The organism is Paraglaciecola polaris LMG 21857 (assembly GCF_000315055.1).
GTDB lineage: Bacteria > Pseudomonadota > Gammaproteobacteria > Enterobacterales > Alteromonadaceae > Paraglaciecola > Paraglaciecola polaris.
This window is the reverse complement of record NZ_BAER01000042.1, coordinates 18,626-43,180: the sequence shown is the minus strand read 5'-3', so window position 1 is coordinate 43,180 and position 24,555 is coordinate 18,626. Positions and strand designations below refer to the sequence as shown.

The following is a 24,555-nucleotide window of genomic DNA, read 5'->3' as shown; positions in this document are numbered from 1 at the left end:
AACTTGTTTGATTTTAAATACGCTTGGTGGGGAACGATGGTTGTATTGGTCGGTATTAGACTTATCGATTCAATCTGGTGGCGCACAACACAAAAAGGCCATGAATATAATGGCAGGCATGCAACCTTACGCTTTATCAGTGGTACCTTTGCCACAGCCGCGATGTGGTGTGTGTATTGCTTAGGCGTTTACTCCACAGCGGATACCGTTGAGCTAGCCAGTACTATTATTATCATTGCCGCTATGGCTGGCGGTGCTGCCAGCGTGCTTGCCGCCCATAAAAAAACCGCTATGGCATATTCCTTTATCTTATTAGTGCCGTTTTCTGTTGCGCTGTTGCTATCCGATGAAAATTACCGACAAGTGTTAGGTGTACTGGGACTGTCGTTCGGCTTGGTTATGAGCGTAAGCGCAAAAAAAGCCGCGGAATTTACCTCCCAGGCAATTCGCTTAAAAAATGAAAATGCACTGCTTTTGCAGCATATGGAAACGGAGGTAGATAAACGTACCCGAAAAATTTACGAGCTTTCAAACCTAGACCCATTAACAGGCTTGTTTAACCGGACCGCTTTCTTAAATCATTTAAAAACCAGTTTGAATAGCTGTATTGAGACGCATCAGCCCATGGCATTGTTGTTTATTGATCTGGACGGCTTTAAAAAGATAAATGACACCATAGGTCATGACGCAGGTGACCAAATATTGACCCAAACTGCTCGTCGCCTAAAAGAGCACTGTGACGATCACCAATTACTGTGTCGCTGGGGTGGTGATGAATTTTTAATTGCCTTACCCAATACCCAACAAGCCGCAGCAGTTGCGCATTCCAAAACCCTGATAGACGTTATTTCACAGGCTTATCTGTTCGATAATGCCCAGCTGTCGTTAGGCGCAACCATAGGTATATCCCTTTATCCCCAGCACGCCGACAACGAGCTAAAGCTTATTCAACTGGCCGATATGGCGATGTACCATCAAAAGAAACGCGATATCTCTACATCTGGTGTCTTTTCCAAAGAGCTTGGGCGTATATCAACCCGTGAGCAGTATCTTAAGAACGGTCTAGCGAGAGCGCTAGAAAACAAAGAACTTAGCTTATCTTTTCAGCCGATTATGGCCGCTGATAACAGTGAAATATCAGCATTTGAAGCGTTGTTACGTTGGCAAAAAAACGAAGAGCACATTTCGCCAGTGGAATTCATCCCCATTGCCGAGCAACATGGTTTAATTCGAAAAATTGGCACTTGGGTGCTCAATAGAGCCTGTATTGTGGCGGCGTCGTGGCCAAAACCCATTGCCGTGAGCGTGAATGTCTCGGTTAATCAGTTACAAGGCGACGATTTCATTACCATAGTCGAGGAGGCGTTGCTGGCCAGCTCACTTCCCGCCACTTTGCTGCATTTGGAAATTACCGAATCCGTCTTTTCTTTTGATAAAGATATTATGATCGACCGTATAAAGATATTACAAAGTCGCGGCATTAAGGTCTCGATAGATGACTTTGGTACCGAATACTCGTCTTTGTCTGTGATGCAGGATTTGGCGGTTAACACGGTCAAAATTGACCGCTCGTTTATTAGTCGCCTCGACTCGAGCGGACTAGCCATTGTCAAAGCGGTGATCAATATCGCCCGTGCTTTTGACTATTTGGTGGTAGCAGAAGGGGTGGAAACCAAAGAGCAGGCCGTATTATTACAAATAATTAGGCGTACATTTTTCCCAAGGGTTCTATTTTTCTAGACCTATAATCGAAAAAGACGTGATTCAGTTTATCCAAAAGCCTTGTACAAGGTTAACAGACACTGCCACCCCTGTGATGTCAGATTAAAACCAAAACAGGCAAAGCACCTCATCAGCGCTTTGCCTAGTTATTGTTATTCTATTTTCAATTTCGCGCTATACGGTGGCCAACCTAAAGGTTTACCGGCTAAAACATGCAGATGAATGTGGTAAACCGTTTGTCCGCCATATTCATTACAGTTCATGACAGTACGATAACCCTGTTCCGCTAGGCCATGCTCTTTAAGTATTTTCGCCGCAACCCAGGACAGATGACCAACCACTTCACAATCTTGTCGTTCGATATCATTGATGGTGGCTATCGCTTTTTTAGGGATCACTAAAAAATGCATGGGCGCTTGGGGATTAATATCCTTAAACGCCAAAGAAATCTCGTCTTCGTATAAAATATCTGCTGGGATTTCCTTATTGATGATTTTAGTAAAAATGGTTTCACTCATTTTGATACTCCTTTCTCGTCGCAGTTAAGCGAAAACAAACAATAATAGGATCACGCCAAGTAACATGCGATAGATCACAAACGGCAACATACCGATACGTGAGATCCAGGCTAAAAATAAATAAATACACGCATATGCACTAACAAACGATAACGCAGCACCAAAGATCAATGCATTCCAATCAACCGCATCGGGGGCACTGAGTAAATCGAGTGTGGCTAACAAACCCGCCCCTAAAATGACAGGGATAGATAACAGAAACGAGAAGCGAGCTGCGCTTTCCCTATCAAGACCTAACATCAATCCTGCGGTCATGGTTATACCAGAGCGCGATGTACCGGGTATCAATGCTAACGCCTGTGCAAGACCCACAATTAACGCACTTTTCCACGTCATGTCGTATATGTGTTTATTCAATAGGGCTTTTTTATCGGCATACCACAGCAACAAACCAAACCCAATGGTGGTACAGGCAATCACCAATGCTGAACGAGCATATTCTTCAATAAACGCCTTACCAGCAAAACCAAAAATCAAGGCAGGGATGGTCGCAATGATAACCCACCAAGCTAAACGACTATCGTCTGTTTGCTCTCGGCTAAAGCCTGAGCCAAACCAAGCGACAAACATGCGTCCAATATCGTTGCGGAAGTAAATCATTACGGCTAATAAGCTGCCTAAGTGCACAGCCACATCAAAGGCTAGCCCTTGATTTTCCCAGCCTAAAAGCACCGATGGTAAGATAAGATGAGCTGAGCTCGAAATAGGTAAAAACTCGGTAATACCTTGGATAATTGCAAGAATAATAATTTCGGTAAGAGTCATCGGCGATTAGCGCTCCATGTAAATTCAATAGGCCATAACTGTTGTTGAGATTTATCGTATTGCTGCCAAAGAGCAAGGTAACTCTTTTTAACGAGCGGGTGATCAACATCAGGTGCAATTTCCGCTAGTGGCTGCAACACAAACGCATTATAGAGGATCTCCCCACGAGGAAGTTCCATTGGTTGTTGCATAATGACATCGTCGTATGTGAGTAGATCAAGATCCAAGGTACGCGGAGCAAACTTTTTACTCTCTCTCGTGCGTAGGTTTTTCGCTTCGATTTGTTTTAGTACATCCACCACATCAGCGATAGACAACGTTGTAGTGGTTTGAACCACCAAATTATAAAAATTGTTGCCATCAAACCCCACCGATTTACTTTCGTAAACCGATGATAGTGTCAGTTCACCAAATGCGGCATGCATTGCATCAAGACCAGATGTAATGTGCTGTTCTCGATTAATATTACTGCCCACACTGATGAATATATGATGCTGTTGTGCCCCTGCGTTCATTCTTCGTTACGCTCACGGGTAAATTCTACCGCAACGTTTTGCGCGGTAGGCAAAATGTCTGGCTTGCTTAATTTAAGGGTGATTTTTTGCACAGGGAATTGTTTGAATATTTGCCTGATCATCGCCAGAGCTAACGCTTCGATTAGCGCAAATTTGCTATGAGCGGCAACAGCCGTCACGGCATCGGCTACTTCGGCATAGTTCAGGGTATCTTTTACGTCATCACTCGTTGCAGGTGTAGACAAGTCGCTAAATAATACAATATCGACCAGCAAACGCTGCGTCGCGTCCCTCTCCCAATCGTACACGCCTATTAGAGACTGAACCTCTAAGCCTTCAATGTAAATTTTATCCATGAAAGATCCGCGCTGTTATTGGTTAACTTTTAAGGTAATCTTTATGAATTGTACCTCGTTTACAGAACATAAGTACATGACGTCACTTAGCATTTTAATTTTTTGTAGCGCCTATCTACTGGGTTCAATCTCCAGTGCGGTACTGATCTGTCGTTTGTTTGGCCTGCCCGATCCACGAAACACTGGCTCGAATAATCCTGGCGCAACAAATGTATTGCGTATTGGAGGCCGATTTCCTGCCGCTTTAGTCCTCATTTTTGATGTATTGAAAGGTACACTACCGGTTTATTTAGGATACTTTTTAGGATTATCCCCTGTCAGTTTGGGGCTGGTTGGATTAGCTGCATGCCTGGGGCATATATATCCATTGTATTTTAACTTCAAAGGGGGGAAAGGCGTGGCAACAGCCATAGGCGCAATGTTGCCTTTGGGCTGGGAATTATCAAGTCTCTTACTGACTTGTTGGTTAGTAATGATATTTATCAGTGGTTATTCATCGCTCGCGGCGATTGTTTCTGTCAGTCTTGCGCCAGTTATTACGTGGTTTGTTAAACCAGATTATACCCTGCCGGTTACTATGTTATGCCTGCTCATCATCTTGCGCCATAAACAAAATATTATTCGCTTACTCAATGGCCAAGAAAATAAAGTATGGGATAAGGGCAGAACCAAAGAATAGTGCTCAAAACCGTTTCCTTGTTAGCCCAAACCCCACCAAGCATTAGATTGCAGGCAGTTCGTCTAACGACCAACGAGGCTGAGCTTTTGTTGACAAGCCTTCACTTTCACCTGCTTTAAGACGCTGTAAACCAGCATAGGCAATCATTGCGCCGTTATCTGTACAGAACTCTAAACGCGGATAAAATACTGTACCTTGTAGTTTTTTCATCATCAATGCGAACTCGACACGCAATTGCTTGTTAGCGCTTACTCCGCCAGCGATAACCAATCTTTTGAGGCCTGTTTGTTTCAGCGCTCGCTTACACTTGATGGCAAGCGTATCTATTACCGCTTCTTGAAATGCATAGGCAATGTTAGCTTTGCTTTGCTCAGACTGGTCAGAACCGCGGATAGTATTAGCAGCGAAAGTTTTCAACCCACTAAAACTAAAATCTAACCCTGGGCGGTCAGTCATCGGCCGGGGAAATTTATAATGACCGGCTTCGCCCTTTTCCGCCATTTTGGCCAATAGTGGCCCACCAGGATAATCAAGGCCCAGCAATTTAGCTGTTTTATCAAAAGCTTCACCTGCAGCATCGTCCACTGACTCGCCGAGTATTTCATATTGTCCGATACCATCCACTCGCACCATCATCGAATGGCCACCTGAAACTAATAGCGCCACAAAAGGAAATTCAGGCGCTGGCTCATCAAGCACAGGAGCCAGTAGATGTCCTTCCATGTGATGCACGCCTACAGCCGGCACTCCCCAAGCAAAAGCCAAACTACGTGCGACGGATGAACCCACTAATAAAGCGCCGACTAATCCAGGTCCTTTGGTAAAGGCAATACCATCGATATCACTTTGTGTGCAGTTCGCATCCACCAACGCTTGCTTAATTAAAGGCACAATTTTGCGTACATGATCTCGAGATGCGAGCTCAGGTACCACACCACCGTAATCCGCATGCAACTTTACTTGACTATAGAGTTGATGAGATAATAAACCTTGTTGTTCGTCGTAAACGGCGATGCCTGTTTCATCACAGGATGTTTCAATACCAATAACGCGCATAGTAGAAGTGGTGTTCCGAGTTAAGTTAGGCCGCACATTCTACCTTTCCTATGGTGATTTCACCATATTAGAGTGAATAATCCGCGACTAATCCAATATTTCCCATATCGGGTCTTTACTTTGTTAGCTTATATGCTTAAAATTCCGCACCATTTTTAACCGAGCCGGTTATTTTTTGCGCTGGCAGACAAAGTATTTATTTTTGAGGTGAGATTTTAATGCCAATCGTTAAAGTTAGAGAAAACGAACCATTTGACGTAGCGTTGCGTCGTTTTAAACGTTCATGTGAAAAAGCAGGTGTTCTTTCAGAAGTTCGTCGTCGCGAATTTTTTGAAAAGCCGACTTGGGAACGTAAGCGTAAGAAAGCAGCAGCTAAAAAACGTCTTTTGAAGAAGTTGTCTCGCGAAAACGCACGTCGCATCAGATTGTACTAATTCTCTCCTAGGGTGTTTAACGTATTAAACACCCTTTGCAGTTTTATCTTAGTTTTATTTTAAGTATTTCTTCGAGTCGATTTCATGTCTTTGTTAGATGATTTAAAAAATGCCCTAAAAGATGCAATGCGCGCCAAAGACAAAATTAGTCTTAGCACTATTCGCATGGCGTTAGCAGCGGTTAAACAACGTGAAGTTGACGAGCGTATAGAGCTCAACGACAGCGATGTCATTGCTCTGCTTACTAAGATGGTAAAACAGAGAAAAGATGCTGCGAGTCAGTTCGAACAAGCAAACCGTCAAGATTTAGTAACGATAGAACTTGCCGAAATCGATATTTTGCAAACCTTTTTGCCCCAAGCACTAAGCGAAGAAGAACTTAGTGTGTTGATAGACCAAGCTATGGTCGAGTCGCAAGCAAGTGGAATGCAAGATATGGGTAAAGTGATGGCGTGGCTAAAACCTAAAGTTCAAGGTAGAGCTGACATGGGGAAATTAAGCGGTCAAATAAAAGCTAAGTTAGTTTAGCTAGAGCCCTTAAAATAGCCTTTATAGTTATCGGCCCCCACCTAGTTTATTGTAAACAAGCCGCATTTATTTGCGGCTTGTTTGTTTTTACCCAACACGTATAGTGCTGTGTTGCACCATTTCCTGCTTTTACGCGAAGATATTGAGAAGTTGACATGAACGGCCGTATACCTCGTGAATTTATTGATGATCTCATCGCTCGCACCGATATTGTTGAGGTAGTAGACAATCGCGTTAAACTGAAAAAGGCAGGCAGAAATTATCAAGCATGCTGCCCATTTCATAACGAAAAAAGTCCTTCTTTCACGGTAAGCCAAGACAAACAATTTTATCACTGCTTTGGTTGCGGCGCCCACGGCAACGTTATTTCCTTTTTGATGGAATATGACCGCCTCGAATTCCCGGAAGCCATTGAAGAACTCGCTCAATATCACAGTGTTGATGTGCCCAGAGAGAAAAACTCAACCCCTGCCCCCACCGCTGAACAGAAACAACAAAAGGCGGACGATTACGAGTTGATGGAAACGGTATCTCGGTATTTTTCACAACAACTCAAAGTGCATGCCGATAAAGAGCGGGCCATTGATTACTTAAAACGACGAGGCTTAAGTGGTGAGGTTGTTAAGGCTTTCGGCATAGGCTACGCCCCAACCGAGTGGGATGCGGTGCTCAGCACGTTTGGACGTAGCCCGGAAACCCAAGAACAATTGCTTGACTTGAAATTGATCACCCAAAACGATAATCGCCGTCGGTTTGACTTTTTTCGCGAGCGAATTATGTTCCCCATCCGGGATAAACGCGGACGTATTGTGGGCTTTGGTGGTCGTGTATTAGGTGATGGTACACCCAAATACCTCAACTCACCTGAAACGCGTATTTTCCACAAAGGCAATGAACTGTACGGCTTTTACCAAGCTAAACAAGCCCACCGTAACTTGCCCCGGGTCATGATAGTGGAAGGCTATATGGATGTGGTTGCCCTAGCGCAATTTGACATCAAATATGCAGTGGCATCACTGGGTACTGCGACGACTGCCGAGCATATACAAATGCTTTTTCGAACCACGAGTGAAGTGGTGTGTTGTTATGACGGAGACCGGGCAGGACGCGAAGCAGCATGGCGCGCCCTAGAAAATGCCTTACCCTATTTAAAAGACGGCGTAGAAATGAAGTTTTTGTTTCTACCCGACGGTGAAGATCCAGACACCTTGGTACGTCAAATCGGCAAAGAGGCTTTTGAGCAGAAATTGGTTACCGACTCAGTGCCTTTATCAAAATTCTTCTTTGATAATTTACTTCAGCGCCACCATATTGGCAGCGCAGAAGGAAAAGCGGCTTTAAAAGCGGAAGCCATGCCCATGATTGAGCAGATCCAAGGCGATAATCAACGTGCGATATTAACCTCTGAACTGAGCAACTATATGGGCGATCGAAATCGCCACCGGTTAGAGCAAGATGTTGCTAAAGCAAACCAGCATAAAGCAGGGGCAAAACTGGATTTCACGGCGCTTAATAAAGCCAAAATATCGCCGGTTAGAATGATGATCCGTTTATTACTTGATCAACCCGCCATTGCGTCCCAATGTCAGCACGCAAACCCAGCAGCACTGGGCAACATGCAAGTGCCTGGGCTAGATTTTTTAAGCGAACTTTTTCAGTTTTGTCTCACCAAACCTAAGGCGAATACCGCACAAGTATTAGAGTATTTTAGAGATCATCCGCAAAGTAAAAATTTAGCCAAGTTATTAAGCTGGGAATATGCAGAAGAGAACCAGGTTATGGTCTTCAAGGACAGTTTCGCCAAATTACTGGATTGGCATTTCAAGAGCAGAATGGATGAATTAATGTCCAAAGCACGCTTAGGCAATCTCAGTGTAGATGAAAAACAAGAGCTAAATCTACTTGTAAAAGAACAAAAATGACCCAACATCTAGCCCAAGGGTGGTCGAGTCTGCTATACTGGCTAATTCGCTACAGCCTCGAGCCCAAGCAAAGTATTTAGCATATTGAACGCGGTTTACCGTATTCAGGATGCATTTTTAACCCAAATCGAGAAGTGTAAGGTATATGGTGCAAAGCAAGCAGTCACAGATAAAACTCCTCATTGCCAAAGGTAAAGAACAAGGCTACTTGACCTTTGCTGAAGTAAATGATCACCTGCCTCAAGATATAGTTGATTCCGATCAGATCGAAGACATCATTCGCATGATCAACGATATGGGAATTAAGGTGTTTGAAAACGCGCCTGACTCCGATGAGCTTTTGATGCAAGAAAATGCGCCCGATGAGGAAGTTGCGGAAGCGGCAGCCCAAGCGCTAGCTACAGTGGAAAGCGAAATTGGTAGAACAACAGATCCAGTACGTATGTATATGCGTGAAATGGGTACGGTTGAACTACTGACTCGTGAAGGCGAAATTGTTATCGCCAAACGCATTGAAGAAGGCATCAATCAGGTACAGTGTTCAGTTGCAGAATACCCTGAAGCCATCACGTATTTGCTAGATCAGTGGGACATGTTCGAAGCCGAAGAAATTCGTCTAAGTGATATCATAGTTGGTTTTGTTGATCCTAATGAAGCAGACAATATCGCCCCTACTGCTACCCACATTGGCTCTGAGTTATCTGAAGAAGATTTAGATGACGAAGATGACGATGGTGATGACAGCGATGATGAAGACGAAGAAGAAGAAGACACGGGCCCAGATCCAGAAGAAGCTCGTGAGAAATTTTCTGAACTACGTGTGCAATATGAAAAAGCACGTGATGTTATCGCTTCAAAAGGCCGGTCACACGCAAATTCTCGTAAAGAGATTGATGCATTAAGCGAGATTTTTAAAGAATTCCGTTTAGTGCCTAAACAGTTTGATCGCATGGTTAAAAACATGCGCAGCATGATGGATCGCATCCGTGTGCAAGAGCGCATCGTGATGAAACACTGTGTTGTCACAGCTAAAATGCCGAAGAAAGACTTTATTAAAGCGTTCTCAGGCAATGAAACTAGTACTGATTGGTTATTTGAAATTTTAGCATCTAGTGTGCCTTATGCTGAAGAAATTAGAGTTCACCAAGAAGAACTAGAACGTAGTATCGGCAAAATGAATGCCGTAGAGGACGAAACCGGTTTAATCATAGCTGACATTAAAGACATCAACCGTCGTATGTCGATTGGCGAAGCCAAAGCTCGTCGTGCTAAGAAAGAAATGGTTGAAGCTAACTTACGTTTAGTTATCTCAATTGCAAAAAAATACACTAACCGTGGCTTACAATTCTTGGATTTGATTCAAGAAGGTAACATCGGTCTGATGAAAGCCGTTGATAAGTTTGAATATCGTCGTGGTTATAAGTTTTCAACTTATGCTACTTGGTGGATACGTCAAGCAATCACTCGCTCAATTGCCGATCAGGCGCGTACTATCCGTATCCCTGTGCACATGATTGAGACGATCAACAAGCTAAACCGCATATCTCGTCAAATGTTACAAGAAATGGGGCGCGAGCCAACACCTGAAGAATTATCAGAGCGCATGTTAATGCCGGAAGACAAAATCCGTAAGGTATTGAAGATTGCTAAAGAACCCATTTCAATGGAAACACCTATCGGCGATGATGAAGATTCGCATTTAGGGGATTTCATCGAAGACAGCACAATCGTACAGCCGCTTGATTCCGCCACTGGCGGCAGCTTGAAAAACGCGACGCAAGAAGTACTGGCTGGCCTAACCGCGCGTGAAGCAAAAGTATTAAGAATGCGCTTTGGTATTGATATGAACACAGATCATACCCTTGAAGAAGTAGGTAAGCAGTTTGATGTAACACGTGAGCGTATTCGTCAAATTGAAGCTAAGGCGCTACGTAAGTTACGCCACCCTAGTCGTTCAGAGCAACTACGTAGTTTCTTAGACGAATAGTCAAGACATGTAGATATGCTGTAATATTAAAAAACCGGATTTACTATCCGGTTTTTTTTCGCCTGCAATTAATGATTCAACTAATTTTTAGCCAATAACGACATGCCACTTTCAGGCTTCCGGTAACCTTCAGGCTTGCACTAGGTAAGTACTTATTTACATTGGGGCGTACGTTAAATATAAAAAAAGCGGCCTAAGTTATGACGTAACGCCATTAACTTAGCCGCTTTGTAGAACCGTCAGTGATTAAAACTCATCGCCTTTTTTATAGGGGATGTCTTGCTCTAATTTGTCTAATTTTTGCGTAATAGCCAGTGGTGAGCCCGTATTGCGTGCTAACCAGTAATATGCAGTAGGGATAATAAACAGCGTCAGTATCGTTGATACCAACACGCCGGCGAAAATCACCATGCCGATAACCGTTCTACTTTCAGAGCCGGCCCCACTTGCAAACACTAAGGGTAAAGAGCTAAATACGGTTGTAAAGCTTGTCATAACGATGGGACGCAAGCGAAGCATCGCTGCTCTTTTAAGCGCCAACTCGAACTCGACACCTGCATCGCGTAATTGATTAGCAAACTCAACGATTAAAATACCATTTTTAGCCGCGAGGCCTATCAACATAACTAAACCAATCTGACTGTATATGTTCAGGGTCATACCGGCAAAATATAACCCCACAAACGCGCCGACTAATGCCAACGGCACCGTCAGCATGATAACTAGAGGGTGAACCCAGCTTTCAAACTGCGCAGCAAGGATCAAATACACAATAACTAATGCCATAATGAAAATAAATAGGATTGAGTTACCTGACTCTTGATAAAGTTGAGACTCCCCTTTGTAATCAACCGACACGTCCTCAGGAAGTTCAGTGTCAACAATATTGTTTAAATACGCCAACGCCTGACCCACAGTGTAGCCTTCAGCTAAATTCGCGCTGATAGTAATACTACGCATACGGTTGTAGCGATTTAAGCGCGATGAGGTAGCGCGCTCCTCCACGAGCAGTAGATTGTCCATAGGGATAAGTTCGCCCGTTCGAAATGAACGCACATACAAATTATCAATACTTTGTGGGCTGCGATAATCTTCCCGGCGTCCTTCCAGTATGACGTCATATTCCTGACCACGGTCTAGGAAAGTCGATACTCGGCGTTGCCCCAACATGGTTTCCAACGTAGTACCTATATCACTGACCGATACGCCTAAATCGGCAGCACGTTCAGTATTTATATTAACCAGTAGCTGAGGCAGCGTTTCTTTATAATCAGAATCTAATCGCAATAAGTTAGGGTTTTCCTGCGCAATGAGGAGCAGCTTATCTCGCCACCCGACCAGTTCCTCATAGGTGTTACCTTGCAGTACAAATTGTACAGGTCGCCCTACCCCTCGTCCCCCAAGGCTTGAACGCATGATGGCGAAAGCTCTAACGTCTGGAATAACCGACAACTTCTGACTAATTTCATCCATCAATTCAAACGTAGAGCGCTTTTTATCATCTCCGATTGGCGTTCCCACAATCGCAATGCCAGCACTGCCCCCAAACCCAGGCAAGCGCACAAGTACACGATTAGCTTCGCCACTTTCTAAATAGGGCAGTACAATTTCCTCTACCTTCTTCATGCTTTTACTGTTTTCTTTAAAGCTCGCGCCCTCTGCCGACTGAATTTGAATAAAGAAATTGCCACGGTCTTCTTTTGGCACAAATTCACTTGGCAAAATCTCGACCAAACGAAGCAAGCTAGCGACGCTCACCAATATGAGTAACGCCATTAGGATTGGCTGATGAATGGTTTTACCTAGTACTTTAAAATAACCACCTTCAAACTTGGCAAATGACTTGTCCATCCATGCACTTAAACCTGTCGTGCGCTTAGTTTTCTTTAATAATTTAGAGCTCAACATAGGAATGAGCGTTAACGCAGTCACACTTGAAAACGCTACTGCAGCAGCAATTGCTAAAGCAAATTCGGTAAATAAACGACCGATATTACCCTGCAGAAAAACTAGAGGTACGAATACCGCTATTAGTACCAAGGTTGTGGCGATAACTGCAAATCCTACTTCCCGTGCGCCGCGATAAGCAGCCAGCAAAGGCGGCTCTCCCAACTCAATGCGCCTGGAAATATTTTCAAGCACAACAATCGCATCATCAACGACTAAACCGATTGCTAACACTAAAGCTAACAAGGTAAGTAAGTTGATTGAGAAGCCAAGGGCATACATCACAGTAAATGCAGCGACTAATGAAACAGGAACGGTAACCGCAGGAATGAGGGTAGCGCGCATATTTCCTAGAAACACATAAATGACTAACACAACCATAAACATAGCGATGGCTAAGGTCTCGTAAACTTCATTTATTGACGCTTCGATAAAAACGGATGAGTCATAACTAGGCACGATAAATATATTATCAGGCAAAGTTAGCTGAATTTCATCTATCGCCACTTTTGCGGCTCTTGCTACTTCCAAGGTATTGGCTTTTGATTGTTTAGTGATCCCTAAACCGATCATATTAACGCCATCGCCTCGGAACTCGGTTTCGTCGTCCTCGGCGCCCAGTTCTACAGTAGCCACTTCGCCTAAACGAATGAGATAGCCATCCGCGCCAGCTTTAACCGGTAATTTTGAAAAGTCGTCAGGACTCAAATAACTGCGTGCTACGCGTACATCAAAGTCCCGTTGATTTGATTGCACTTCACCTGCGGGAAGTTCGACGTTTTCTGCGCGGATGACCTGCTCTATGTCTGCAACGGTGATGCCTCTGGCTGCCATTGCGTTACGATCAAGCCATACTTTCATCGCGTAACTGCGCCCACCACCTAAACGGACATTTGCCACCCCCTCAACCACAGATAATCGGTCCACTAGGTAGCGATCAGCGTAGTCCGTTAACTCCATGACACTCATGTTGTCACTGCGTAAATTGTACCAAACGATAACATCGTCATCCGATGTTGATTTAGATACTTCAGGGGGATCAGCTTGATCCGGAAGATTGTTCAATGCACGGCTGACGCGCTCGCGCACATCGTTCGATGCCGCATCTATGTCTCGAGAAAGATTAAACTCAACATTGATTGAAGAGCGCCCATTTGTGCTGGTCGACTCAATGTTTTTAATTCCTTCAATACCACTGATGCGATCTTCCAATAATTGTGTAATCCGGCTCTCAATAATGGCCGCTGAGGCACCTGTATAGGTAGTGCTAATTGACACTATGGGTGGATCGACGTCCGGGTATTCTCGCAATGAAAGAAACGTGACAGCAACAATGCCAAACACCACTAAAAGTAGATTAACAACGGAAGCAAAGACCGGGCGTTTAATTGAAATATCTGATAACAACATTGAGATTATCCTTGCGACGTATGCATGGATAGCACGTTAACAACCGAGCCGTCCCGCAGACGAAGCGCCCCTTCAATAACGACCTTATCCCCGACTTCCAAACCAGACGTTATTTGTGCAATACCTGGCTTTCTCAAGCCCACTTTGACTTCTCGACGGACGACTTTATTGTCTTGAATGACGAACACAAATTGCTTGTCTTCAATGGGCACCAATGCGCCTTCTGGCAAAACAAGTGTTTCTAAGATTTCTTTTTGAAGTTTAATTTGCAGCAACATGCCCGGACGAAGCTTTAAGTCTTTGTTGTCAATGATAGCTCGAATTTGAATAGCCCGTGTTACTGGGTCAACCCTAGAAGCGATACTCGATATTTTGCCTTCAAATTTTTGCCCTGGATAGGCAACCGATGTAGCTGAAACCTGTTGACCTTTATGAACACTGGATAAGTGGGATTCCGCAATGCTGAAATCCATTTTAATTATATGTAAATCATCTAAAGTCGCAATCAGGTCACCTGGCATAACGAGTGCCCCCACACTGACCCGCCTCACCCCTAATAAACCGCTAAAAGGTGCGCGTAGTTCTAGTTCATCCAATTGGGCTTTTGCGACTTCGAGCTGGGCTTTAAACGCCTTTACATTCGCCTCTTGCTCATCAAGTAACTGGGCTGATGCGACACTTTGTTGCGCTAGATTATCGATACGCTTCAGTTGACGCTTTGCTTCTTGGAAATTTATATCCAGTTCATTTAGGCGCGCCCGTTCTTCTCGGTCGCTCAACTTAAGCAACAACTGGCCCTTTTTGACTAAATCACCATCATCAAAATTGATTGTTTGTACTATGTCTGATTTTTGCGCCGTTAGCATAACGGATTCATTTGCATTGGCAGTGCCTAATGCTTCTACCGTCACCGGAAATTTCACTTCAATCATGGTATATGCCGTTACAGGCGTAGCGTTAGGTTTACGTTCCTGTTGCTTAGTATCATTGGGCAAGTACAAATAAACTAGCAAGCCACTAACCAAAAGCAATGCGATTAAAATGGGTGAAAATGAAATTCCTTTGGGCATGGAGAAACCTTTTTATATATTAATATTCAGTGTATGTTTTCTACGACTAAAGTCGTTATATGTATTGATATTACGTTAATTTTTTGGCAATTATTCATAACATTTACGCTTTCTTACACTTTTAAAAAAAATCCGCTATTGGGCTCAAAAATAGGTAAATTCACCGCATTTGATGTTAAATACAATCAAAATACAGACTAACAATTGTTACTTAAGATAGTGAAATTTGGATTTTTAGTTACTAGAGAAGTCATTTAACCTAGGCACACATATAATAAAAAGGCGCTCGAGTGAGCGCCTTAGAAGGTTGTACTTGATGTTCTACTTATGACTTAATTCACCGCGCACCCTGAGCGAGTACACATACGTTGCAATAATCTAACGTCGGTGTAATTCACTTGACCATCATCGTTGAAGTCGAAACTTAAATCTATGTCTTGGCGAAGTTGGATAGCTCGTATCAAAGCACGTATGTCTGAAATATCAACGTCCCCATCACCGTCCCAATCACCAGAGACAGCAACGACTGCATTAGCGTTGATTGGACTGTCCTCAGTTTTTGTTCCTACATTGTTTGGCAATGACGACATTGCCTGTAATTGCACTGGACCACCGGCATTATCTTCCGTTACCTCAAGGCTAAAGGTTAATAACTTGGTATTATCAGGGTCTTGCAATCTAAAACATAGTTGTGAACCTGAAACAATGTCAGTCTCAATATTGCCAATTTGTTCCGCTGCGGCTCCTACATAATGAGTCGTTAAACCAGATTTTCCATCTATTGATTCATAACCAATTGAGGTTCCCTGTTGATCCGCCGTAACATGGGTAACATCGTCATAGCTAAATATGATGTCAGGCTCATTACCAACGGGGGCATTGTTGAAGATGACTTGAAAATCAAGATTATCACCAGTTACACCGCCGAATGGGCGCATGTTATCCCATTCAACAATAGTGAAAGGACCTGCGGTTGCAACAGTAATACCCGAGCCATTAGCGGTATCGAGTATCATATCTCGCCAGAATGGAGCGATTAAACCATTTGCTGGATTTTCATCAGGCATCAATTGGTTAACCCAAGGCGTTGCACCCACATCTCCCGTAAAGCTGATAAAACCATCATCCGTTACGCCAAATGAATCATATGCTTGACCCAGTAACGAAGCAGGACTATTAAAGTTTGCCGTTACTGTATCTCCGTCTGCACCAGAGAAGCCGATGCCGAATAAGGCTAAATCAAGGTAACCTGAGCCCTGACCAAAGTTAGGGTTTACGCAAGAGGCATCGTTTGCGTTAGTGGTAACAGAATAGGAAGGTGCTTGGCCTTTAATCGAATCCTGCAACACGCTCCATGTTAACGTACCACTTTCGGCAACCATGCCATCAACCAATGAGCCTTCTACCAGTTTCACTCCGTCAGGTAAGGTTAAGGAAATCTCATACTGACGGTCTGCGTCACTAAAGTTTGGTCCCACTTGTATGGCGTAATCGATTTGATCGCCGGGTACCAGCAATTCTTCACTGCCACCAACCACTTGAACATCATCAGCTGTTCTATCGAGATCAACCACCACTAAACCAAAGCTTCCTGCTGAACCAGCGCTGGCGCCTACATCAAATGCGCCATAGTATTTGTCACCTTCCACTGCATCAATATCCCAGCCAACACGAATGTCAAAGGGGGTAATTGCCGCAATAGAGGATGGTGCATCGACGGTTAGATTATCACCCAACTCGCCATCCACTATGGCTGTAGCGATAGTAAATTCATCGCTTGCACCTGAGGCTGACGCACTCCAGTTTTGCACGACTATCCAATACGTACCAGATAGGGGCTCAACTAGACTGACTTTTTCCAAAGCCGACGCCGTCGCACTGAATGCCACAACCTCGTTAGCTTCAGCTACGCCGTTTTCATTGGCATCACGTACAACAAACAAGTCTAAATCGGGCGATTCAGACGCGGTTATCTCGGCCACTAAATATTTGGCGTCATCGGGTACATTCATCGTGATAACGTGTACACCATCAGCCAAGTCGTCCAGAGCACTTCCATTATCGCTGTCTTCTAGAATACTTGCGGTAGTACTTGTCGCTTTGGTCAATCCATAAGACCGCGCAGTAAAGTCACTTATTTCAACCGCTAAAATATCAGATAACACCCGCGTATCCGCATTCCTGTCAGCAGAAATAGACATCGAGTCCGGAATATTACTGGTTGTAGCAATCACGGCAATGGGCATATGTAAATCAGGTGAAGTATTAGATGTCAGATTCAGTTGCGCGAATAAAAAATCATCTCCGCTTACATCCGCTGATGCTGTTACCGTAATTTCTTGGCTTGCTCCGGCCACGATATCAAATGAAGCAGGGCTTACCGTGACACTGACGCCATCAGAAATACCCACTCCTGAAACAGACCACAGACCATCTTTTGTTGCCGTTACAGTTCTTGTCCAACGACATGCTCCGACGCAGTTATCATCAGCCATACTAGGAATATTGAGTGTTTTGGGATCACCACCGTCATTAGGGTTTGCCGCAAGATAATTGGCGCCAGATTCATCCATCACCAAACCTGTTTGATTAGCTTGGTCGACCTGAATACGGCCCGATCCCATGTCAAACCAATCTGCTGGGGTAACACCATCTTCTTTGCGCATGTTAGTGGTGGCCGTCATCATCAATGCAGAACGAATGTTGTCCGGTGACCAGCTAGGATTAGCGGCCATTAATAATGCGGCAGCTCCGGCCACATGAGGGCTGGCCATCGATGTACCACTTAAAAAAGCAAAATCACTTGGGTCTGCAATATGGCCATCGTGACCAAACTTCTGGTCAGCGGAAGCGGCATAAATACTCACGCCGGGTGCAGCTACCTGAGGGGTAATCGTGCTAATTGATGGGTTGGGCCCTCTAGATGAAAAGTCGGCGATATCATCGCCTTCACTTAAAATTAATTCACCGGCAGAAGGGGTAATGGTTGCCATATGGCCTTCACCACTTGCTAACCAGTCTCGCAGTAATTCAGCTTGGGCTGCATCTATATGGATACCAGGTATCACGTATGCGTCATTATCAACCGTACTGCCACCTCCAGTGACATTACCTAATACAAATCCCTCTGCGCCACCAGCAGCAACATTCTGTGCCTTTTCAACACGTGCAATTGCGCCCCGGTCACACATCACGATTTCTCCGCTAAAAGTACCGACAGGGAAAGGTTGCAAACACTGAGCAGGATCACCGTCAGGATCATTTGTATTCGCAAAATCTCCTGCATACACGATAGAGGCAGTAATGCCAAGAGAGTTACTGTTGCCTGTTAATGTCCCAAGCTCATAGTCACCACCAGTAAATTCGCCAATTTCTTTGGCATAATCTATCTCACGCCCGTGAGTTGACGCAGCGACAGCGGTGTACCACGGGGCATGTTTAGAAGTGGTAGCGGCATCAGGACCTGAGTTACCTGCCGATGTGGCCACAAATATACCGGCATTTCTAGCCGATAGGAAAGCCATATCAACATCACTACTCCAAGGGAAACCACCCCCACTGATAGAGTAGTTAATGATATCAACACCATCTTCGATCGCATTATCTATGCCCGCCAGAATGGCCGCTCCAGGGCAATCCCCGTAAGTGTCGTTTGCATCGCTACGTCCTGGATAACAAATTTGATAAGCAATAATATTTGCATGGGGAGCAACACCAGAAATGCGTGCGAATTCAAACTCGCCAGGGATACCGTGGCTCTCTTCCCCTGCCCCAGGTGTAAGAACAGGTACGTCAAACAATATATTCCCCGCAAAAGTACCTGCGGTATGTGAACCGTGACCACTATAGTCTTCACCATTTCTGGGCAAATTAGGCGGGAATACATCTGTATCACCGTAATCGTCAGTTATTCTGGTATAGCTACGCACACCAATCAGTTTGTCATTGCACATTTCAGGGAAGTTATCTGCACAATCTCCTACATATACCCCTGCACCACGGGGGTTGGAATGATCATAGCCATCATCGCCAACATCGGCAAAAGATCGGCTGTCGGTATTCACACCAGAATCGATGGTAGCGATGACGATACCTTCGCCAAACGTGCCAACACCGCTATTGGTTACTGAACCGTCCCATATATTCGGTGCTCCTATCTTTATCGGCCCGGTATCCGTATCCATTTTGTAAGAGGCTTCGCGCTCAACGCGCTCAACACCAGGAAGTTTAGATAAGGCTTCGGCTTCATCAGGAGTCACTCGTACCGCTACACCGTTTACGCTGTATTTAAATGTATCAACAACACGCAGACTGTTTACTACTCTTGTTGCTCTGCTGATAAAAGTACTCTGTACGCCTTTCAGGTAAGAAACATATGCTTTAACCTCGGGGGCTTCAACATCAAGTTTGGGTGCTTTTTGGGGTCCTTGTACACGAGCGAATGCCGACGTTGCTTTCTTTGGATTTGTGGCCTTAAGATCTTTTATCCCCCCGTCATACGTTGCCACAGGTTGATCGGTTAATCTTACGATATAAACATAGGGTTTATTTTCGATGCCTTTTTCTACTACAAACCTTTGGGCAATGCTTGCTACTGGTTCTTTTTGATTTTTGTTTTTGTTGACCGACGTTGCAGCTACGCTTTTAAGTGCAGATGGCGAAACATCAAACTTTGATATTCCGTCAGCTAACTCACCAGCCGAGTGCGCCGACATTGACATTAATGCTGCAGATACAGCTAAGGACAGTGTATGTTTCATATTATCTCTGATTCCCTGTGGGGGTTAAGATATAACCCACTTATTAGAATTTCATTTGTATAATACGGATAATTATATTGGCTTGATATTTTGTTATCAGGACCAAAAAAGTCAATTAACCCGAACGGGTGTTAACGCTTTTTTAACTTAGATGCAACATAAATGCAACTTGATAGCTTGATTCTGTATTCACTTAATTCCCACCAAATCATATCACTATGTTTACAGCTTAAGATCAGCAGAGTGATCCTGGAGCATATGGGTTTACTTCGTCGAAATACCAAAAGTATTCCCAGTCAGCTAATACGGGATTGAAGGGAAAAAAAGGCGGTTGATGAATAATAACCGCCCTTTCTGCACTTAATAACTTCGCCCTATCTGTGTTCAGGTAAGGCTGCTAGGGATAACGATTAGGCTTAAGCCTTACGTCGCAAGCCAAATAATGCCAAACCTGCAAGCCCCATTAACGCCATAGAGCCTGGCGCGGGTACAGCGATGCTAGCACCAGAAGCACTGGTATCTAACGCTGTTTCTGGCCCGAAATCCGGTGCGAACAAAGAGGTTTGCGCCAAGGAAAATGAAGATTGCCCCTCACTAATAGCCAATAAATTAAAGCTTGCCACTAGATAATCTCCAGCACCATAAATTACTGGCGCAACAAAGTCCTCGAATAGATTAAGCGACAAAAGACCAGAAGAACTTGAATCGACATCCAACCCACTACCTGTAAAAGGGTCGTAGAGTGGAAAGTCAGAACTGACACTACCATCTACATATTCAAAGAGACTGCTATCAAATAAAAATCCTGTAAAAAAGGCCGTAAAGTCTTCTGTAATACCTGTCATATTAATATTAACTGACACCGTATCCCCAACCGATGGGTTCGGATCGCTTAAATCGATATTAATCATATTTGCGTTAGCACTGCCAACAAACATTGCACAAACTAATAAAAGTACTTTTTTCATTCTTATTTTTCCTACTGTTAGTTAATGGGTACAACCTATTAAATAGCGCAACGCGTGCGAGTACACATACGTTGCAATAATCTTACATCTGTATAACTTACCTGACCATCTTCGTTAAAATCAAAGCTGTTGTCTATAGTTTGACGAAGTTGTATCGCTCTTGTTAATGCGCGAATATCCATAATATCCACATCACCATCACCATCATAATCGCCTTCCACGACTTGTATTTCAGACTCGAGCTGTAACGAAATCACAACGGGATCATGATCAGACATGCGATAAGCGTCGGGTGCATAGTATTTCACTTGCTGAGCTTCAGACTGGAAATCAAGGTTATAGTCCAACACAACAGGCTCATCTGCATTGATGTGCCATTCGGTGGTATCCACTACGCTGTCCAGCATACTGGCACTGGCTAATGCGTGATCTAAATACCCTAACTCGCCATTAAAGGAGTAAGAGTACGCTTGGGCTCCACCGAAATAGTTGGCGAGATCTGTGTAACCAGCACCGATAATGGCGCTGATAGGATCTTCCTTCGCGTAAGAGTTCAAGTCACCGATAATTAGCACGGGTGTTTCGCCAAATTGCTCAGTAATAAAGGCCGTTAATGCTTGCGCTGCTCGCGTACGCGTGAGGTTACAGTTACCTTGCCCTGTAGTTGAATCATCGTCCCCTACACCACAGTTTGAACCTTTCGATTTAAGGTGATTAACACTCACAACTAACTCCGCACCGTTTTCAAGTAAGGCAAATTTTTGCGCCAAAGAAGGACGGTTTTTGCCATCATCAAACAACACACCGCTGTCGTCAGAAATCGAATTACTGCTATTAAGCACCTGCAACTCACCGCTTAGGGCTACTGAAGCGGGTTTGTAGATAAGTGCAACCGTAATGGCGTCAGTGCCAATGGTGCTGCCACCATTCACCACCGCATAGGTACCTTCCCCCATTTGCGCGTTAATACCATCAACCAATTCAATAATCGCGCTGTCTGTACCGAAACCGTCATTTTCGATTTCCATCAAGCCAACAATATCTGCATCCATTGCCACGATAGCAGCGACAGTCTTGCTTTTTTGACGCTCAAATTCAGTCAGTCCATTAGTATCAGTACCGTTATTATCTGCCCCACGACACTCAAAACCGCCAGTAGGACCACATATATCCTGCCCAGCATCTATGGTATTGAAAAAATTCAAAACATTGAGACTGGCGACTTTAAGGTTACCTAGCGTTAATTCCGGTTGGCTGGTGCGCGGATTAGTCGCAGCAAAAGTCGGCGCTTGCGTCGGGATAACACGATATTCGCTAAAGCTATAGTCAACGACTCCCGTCACGGCAGAAACCGTATCCCCCATTCTAAGCGTATTATCAGCAGATAAACCACCTGTGGGGAAAGGAACCACGTCAGGGTTGCTGGTGTCGTTACCGTCATCCAATATCAAACGATTCAGGCTGTTGCTGTCAGCTAGTGCTATCGCTTCTGCTGAGCCTGGTGTAAATATGTTAGTTGGATTGTAAAGACGCCCGTTAGACAAGGTAAGTTGACCAAAACGCCCTAGGGTGAAATTGTCTGTTACCGTCAACGCCGCTGAGCTGGTAACCAACATGCCTTCCAACGATTCAAGCTCGTCTAGTGATGCAACCGGTAGTGTGAAATTACTCGCCGATACTGTGGCGGTACCACATACCAATGGTGCTGAAGTAAGTGTGATTTGGGTACGATTAAAGAACTCAGATACCGTGCCTTTCACTGAGACCACATCCCCTACCACAGGCATGCTAAATGCGCCGCTGTCGTTAAACACCAATACACCTTCAGAGGTACTCTTATCACCATCAGTCTCTGCGTCTTCTTCTTGAATATAGAACACGTTGGAGTCAGGCAATACCGCCGTGACAACCGCCTGCACTAAAACACTTTGATCCACTAGAGTGCTTGCACTACCACTGCCTTGCACATCATGGATGAAGGTATCAGGCGCATTGCAAACTAACAATTCTGCTGTGCTGAAGCTACTGACAAAGTCATCTACTAGCATATCTGGGGAGCCATCTACATCAACGACTGACCCTGCGGTCAACGTTAACGTACACATATCGTTGCCACTTAAAGGAGTGACCGGTGTTAAGGTGAAATCTATTCCACTTAATGCGCCGTCTAAGGCCACCTCACCGCTTATATTGCAAACTAAGCTAGGCCATTGTGTCACAGTGACATCTTCACTAAATGTTAGCTTGATAACGCTATCCACGCCCACATCAGTTGCCCCGTCCACAGGGCTAATATTAACCACGGTAGGGGCCAAGTCTGGGACCGTACAGCCAGAGAATTTAGTTCCATCAAGCTTGGTTCCTGGTGAAAATAACGCATCATTGGCTTCGGGAACGACGGAATGCGCACTATAACTTTCACCGGTTACGTCAGGATTTAGCGTCAAAGACTGGTTGTTACCGCCTTCAGAACCATACACCACTTCAAAAGTACTGATACCGTTGGTTACTGTGATGGTATCACCACCATTATTAAACCCCACCGAGCCCGTAGATGCGGTTTGAATTAACGCACCACCGAACACACCTTGGGGTGTTCCGCCACCAAATACCACAGCGGCACAACCAGCTTCAATGACTGAGCCAGAAGGGAAGGTATGTCTCAAGCTCGCTCCATCACTAACCGTCCAGCCACTTAAATCAATTTCAGTATCACCAGTATTAACCAGCTCCACGAACTCGTCCTCACTAGAGTCACGCGTACCATCACCATTGGCATCACCGCTTATATCGCTCGCCGGATCCGCATGGAATTCATTTATCACTAAACTTACCGTTACGCCGCTGTCAATCACGGTAAAAGAAACGGTGATATCTTCGGCCATGTTATCTGGCTCGCCATCAATGTCAGTCACATCTGCAGCGCTGACAGTGAAACTACAACTATCTCCCGGTGCAAAATTTTGGTCAGGGTCGAGCAAATAGTTTGCCCCATCGCCCGTGGCCGAAACAGGAATTGCAACATCACTGGCACAATTGATGGTGTTATAAGCGCTAACAACTACCGGCTCACTAAAGGTTAAACTGATGTTAGCATCAACGGCAACGTTTGATTCGCCGTCTGCGGGACTAACCACAACGCTAGGTGCGCTGTCCGTTATTTCACCGCCAAAAGATTGGCCATTGTTAGTGTTTCCAGGCGTTTCAGTAGCTTCTGCTTGCCAGCTAAAATCGGCGTATTCACTTCCGCTTCCAGATAATTGCAAAGAATATGCTTCTGGGGTCCCGCCTGACTCAGCGACACCGATATCAACACTTGTCAGGCCTGCAGCTGGGCCGCTAGCTGCTTCGAAACTGCCTTCATAACTTAGGAATTGTACGACGTTTCCATTGCCGTCAACCAATGCCATACCGTCTGGCCCGCCATTTTGAATGCTGGAGGGATAAACAGTAGCAAAGCCGTAACCGCCACTTTGGTTTTCAACAACGCCAGAAAGCACTTCAGTCGCGTAATCACTGAGCTGTGTAGAGGATCCGTTGTAAAGCACAACCGACCAACCGGTTAGATCAGTGCCTTGAGGCGCCGCGATTTCAATAAATTCGCCAACATCCCCACCCGCATTGTCATAGTGAATTTCATTAATAAATACGCTGGTCGCTTGTGCCGTTGAAGCACAAAACAACGCCAGCAGAGCTGGGTATTTTAGTTTCATAGTTTCTCCTGAGAATATTATCGCCAGTTATCCGGCTTCTTATAATTTTTAAGGCGGCAATGTTCTTATATTTCTATGACATCTATATGACGGTCAACTAAGCGTCAATTCGCAGCACCTATTCTCGATATTGTCATAGCATTGT

At 44.6% G+C, this 24,555-nt stretch carries 16 protein-coding genes; 6 read left to right on the top strand and 10 right to left on the bottom strand.

All coding sequences use genetic code 11. The annotated features are described in order from the left end of the window. Positions 1 to 1,740: putative bifunctional diguanylate cyclase/phosphodiesterase (locus GPLA_RS08250; protein ID WP_226993072.1), on the top strand; the 1,740-nt coding region annotated here is incomplete at its 5' end. A 134-nt stretch (positions 1,741 to 1,874) separates the two neighbouring features. On the opposite strand, the gene GPLA_RS08245 is transcribed toward GPLA_RS08250, so the two are convergent. Genes GPLA_RS08245 through folB form a run of 4 tightly spaced genes read right to left on the bottom strand, consistent with a single transcriptional unit; the run spans position 1,875 to position 3,936 of the window. Then, complete coding sequence (locus GPLA_RS08245; RefSeq protein WP_007104405.1) at positions 1,875 to 2,240, bottom strand: histidine triad nucleotide-binding protein; 366 nt, start codon at positions 2,238 to 2,240, stop codon at positions 1,875 to 1,877. A 24-nt stretch (positions 2,241 to 2,264) separates the two neighbouring features. After that, complete coding sequence (locus tag GPLA_RS08240; RefSeq protein ID WP_007104404.1) at positions 2,265 to 3,065, bottom strand: undecaprenyl-diphosphate phosphatase; 801 nt, start codon at positions 3,063 to 3,065, stop codon at positions 2,265 to 2,267. After that, entirely contained in the window at positions 3,062 to 3,580 is a 519-nt protein-coding gene (gene folK / locus GPLA_RS08235) for a 2-amino-4-hydroxy-6-hydroxymethyldihydropteridine diphosphokinase (RefSeq protein WP_007104403.1), read from the bottom strand. Before folK ends, GPLA_RS08240 begins: the two co-directional genes overlap by 4 nt. Continuing rightward, positions 3,577 to 3,936, bottom strand: coding sequence for a dihydroneopterin aldolase (gene folB, locus GPLA_RS08230; protein WP_007104402.1), 360 nt, complete (start codon positions 3,934 to 3,936; stop codon positions 3,577 to 3,579). The genes folK and folB overlap by 4 nt, the downstream gene beginning before the upstream one ends. A 76-nt stretch (positions 3,937 to 4,012) precedes the next feature. Here folB and plsY point away from each other — a divergent pair, with 76 nt between their 5' ends. Further along, positions 4,013 to 4,615 (top strand): glycerol-3-phosphate 1-O-acyltransferase PlsY, encoded by a 603-nt coding sequence (gene plsY / locus GPLA_RS08225; RefSeq protein WP_040514239.1) that lies wholly within the window; start codon positions 4,013 to 4,015, stop codon positions 4,613 to 4,615. A gap of 42 nt (positions 4,616 to 4,657) precedes the next feature. Here the strand turns inward: plsY and tsaD are convergent, their stop codons facing one another. Continuing rightward, on the bottom strand, positions 4,658 to 5,671 hold the full coding sequence (gene tsaD, locus GPLA_RS08220; protein WP_007104400.1) for a tRNA (adenosine(37)-N6)-threonylcarbamoyltransferase complex transferase subunit TsaD: 1,014 nt from the start codon (positions 5,669 to 5,671) through the stop codon (positions 4,658 to 4,660). A 218-nt stretch (positions 5,672 to 5,889) separates the two neighbouring features. On the opposite strand from tsaD, the gene rpsU reads away from it, so the two are divergent. The 4 genes from rpsU to rpoD all read left to right on the top strand — a co-directional run bounded on the left by rpsU (position 5,890) and on the right by rpoD (position 10,542). After that, positions 5,890 to 6,105 (top strand): 30S ribosomal protein S21, encoded by a 216-nt coding sequence (gene rpsU / locus GPLA_RS08215; RefSeq protein ID WP_006991319.1) that lies wholly within the window; start codon positions 5,890 to 5,892, stop codon positions 6,103 to 6,105. An 84-nt stretch (positions 6,106 to 6,189) separates the two neighbouring features. Beyond that, positions 6,190 to 6,633: a GatB/YqeY domain-containing protein gene (locus tag GPLA_RS08210; RefSeq protein ID WP_007104399.1), complete on the top strand. Its 444-nt coding sequence runs from the start codon at positions 6,190 to 6,192 to the stop codon at positions 6,631 to 6,633. A 155-nt stretch (positions 6,634 to 6,788) separates the two neighbouring features. Further along, a complete protein-coding gene (gene dnaG, locus GPLA_RS08205) occupies positions 6,789 to 8,555 on the top strand; it encodes a DNA primase (protein WP_007104398.1) in 1,767 nt (588 codons plus the stop codon). A 145-nt stretch (positions 8,556 to 8,700) separates the two neighbouring features. Further along, complete coding sequence (rpoD, locus tag GPLA_RS08200; protein WP_193362936.1) at positions 8,701 to 10,542, top strand: RNA polymerase sigma factor RpoD; 1,842 nt, start codon at positions 8,701 to 8,703, stop codon at positions 10,540 to 10,542. A 246-nt stretch (positions 10,543 to 10,788) separates the two neighbouring features. Here the strand turns inward: rpoD and GPLA_RS08195 are convergent, their stop codons facing one another. The 5 genes from GPLA_RS08195 to GPLA_RS22915 all read right to left on the bottom strand — a co-directional run bounded on the left by GPLA_RS08195 (position 10,789) and on the right by GPLA_RS22915 (position 24,410). After that, positions 10,789 to 13,899 (bottom strand): efflux RND transporter permease subunit, encoded by a 3,111-nt coding sequence (locus GPLA_RS08195; protein WP_007104396.1) that lies wholly within the window; start codon positions 13,897 to 13,899, stop codon positions 10,789 to 10,791. Between the two features lie 5 nt (positions 13,900 to 13,904). Further along, complete coding sequence (locus GPLA_RS08190; RefSeq protein WP_007104395.1) at positions 13,905 to 14,969, bottom strand: efflux RND transporter periplasmic adaptor subunit; 1,065 nt, start codon at positions 14,967 to 14,969, stop codon at positions 13,905 to 13,907. Positions 14,970 to 15,301: 332 nt separating this feature from the next. Beyond that, entirely contained in the window at positions 15,302 to 19,729 is a 4,428-nt protein-coding gene (locus tag GPLA_RS08185; RefSeq protein WP_007104393.1) for a S8 family serine peptidase, read from the bottom strand. Positions 19,730 to 20,145: 416 nt separating this feature from the next. After that, positions 20,146 to 20,697 (bottom strand): PEP-CTERM sorting domain-containing protein, encoded by a 552-nt coding sequence (locus tag GPLA_RS08180; RefSeq protein ID WP_007104392.1) that lies wholly within the window; start codon positions 20,695 to 20,697, stop codon positions 20,146 to 20,148. Between the two features lie 38 nt (positions 20,698 to 20,735). After that, positions 20,736 to 24,410 (bottom strand): ExeM/NucH family extracellular endonuclease, encoded by a 3,675-nt coding sequence (locus GPLA_RS22915; protein WP_007104391.1) that lies wholly within the window; start codon positions 24,408 to 24,410, stop codon positions 20,736 to 20,738. Between the last annotated feature and the right edge of the window lie 145 nt (positions 24,411 to 24,555).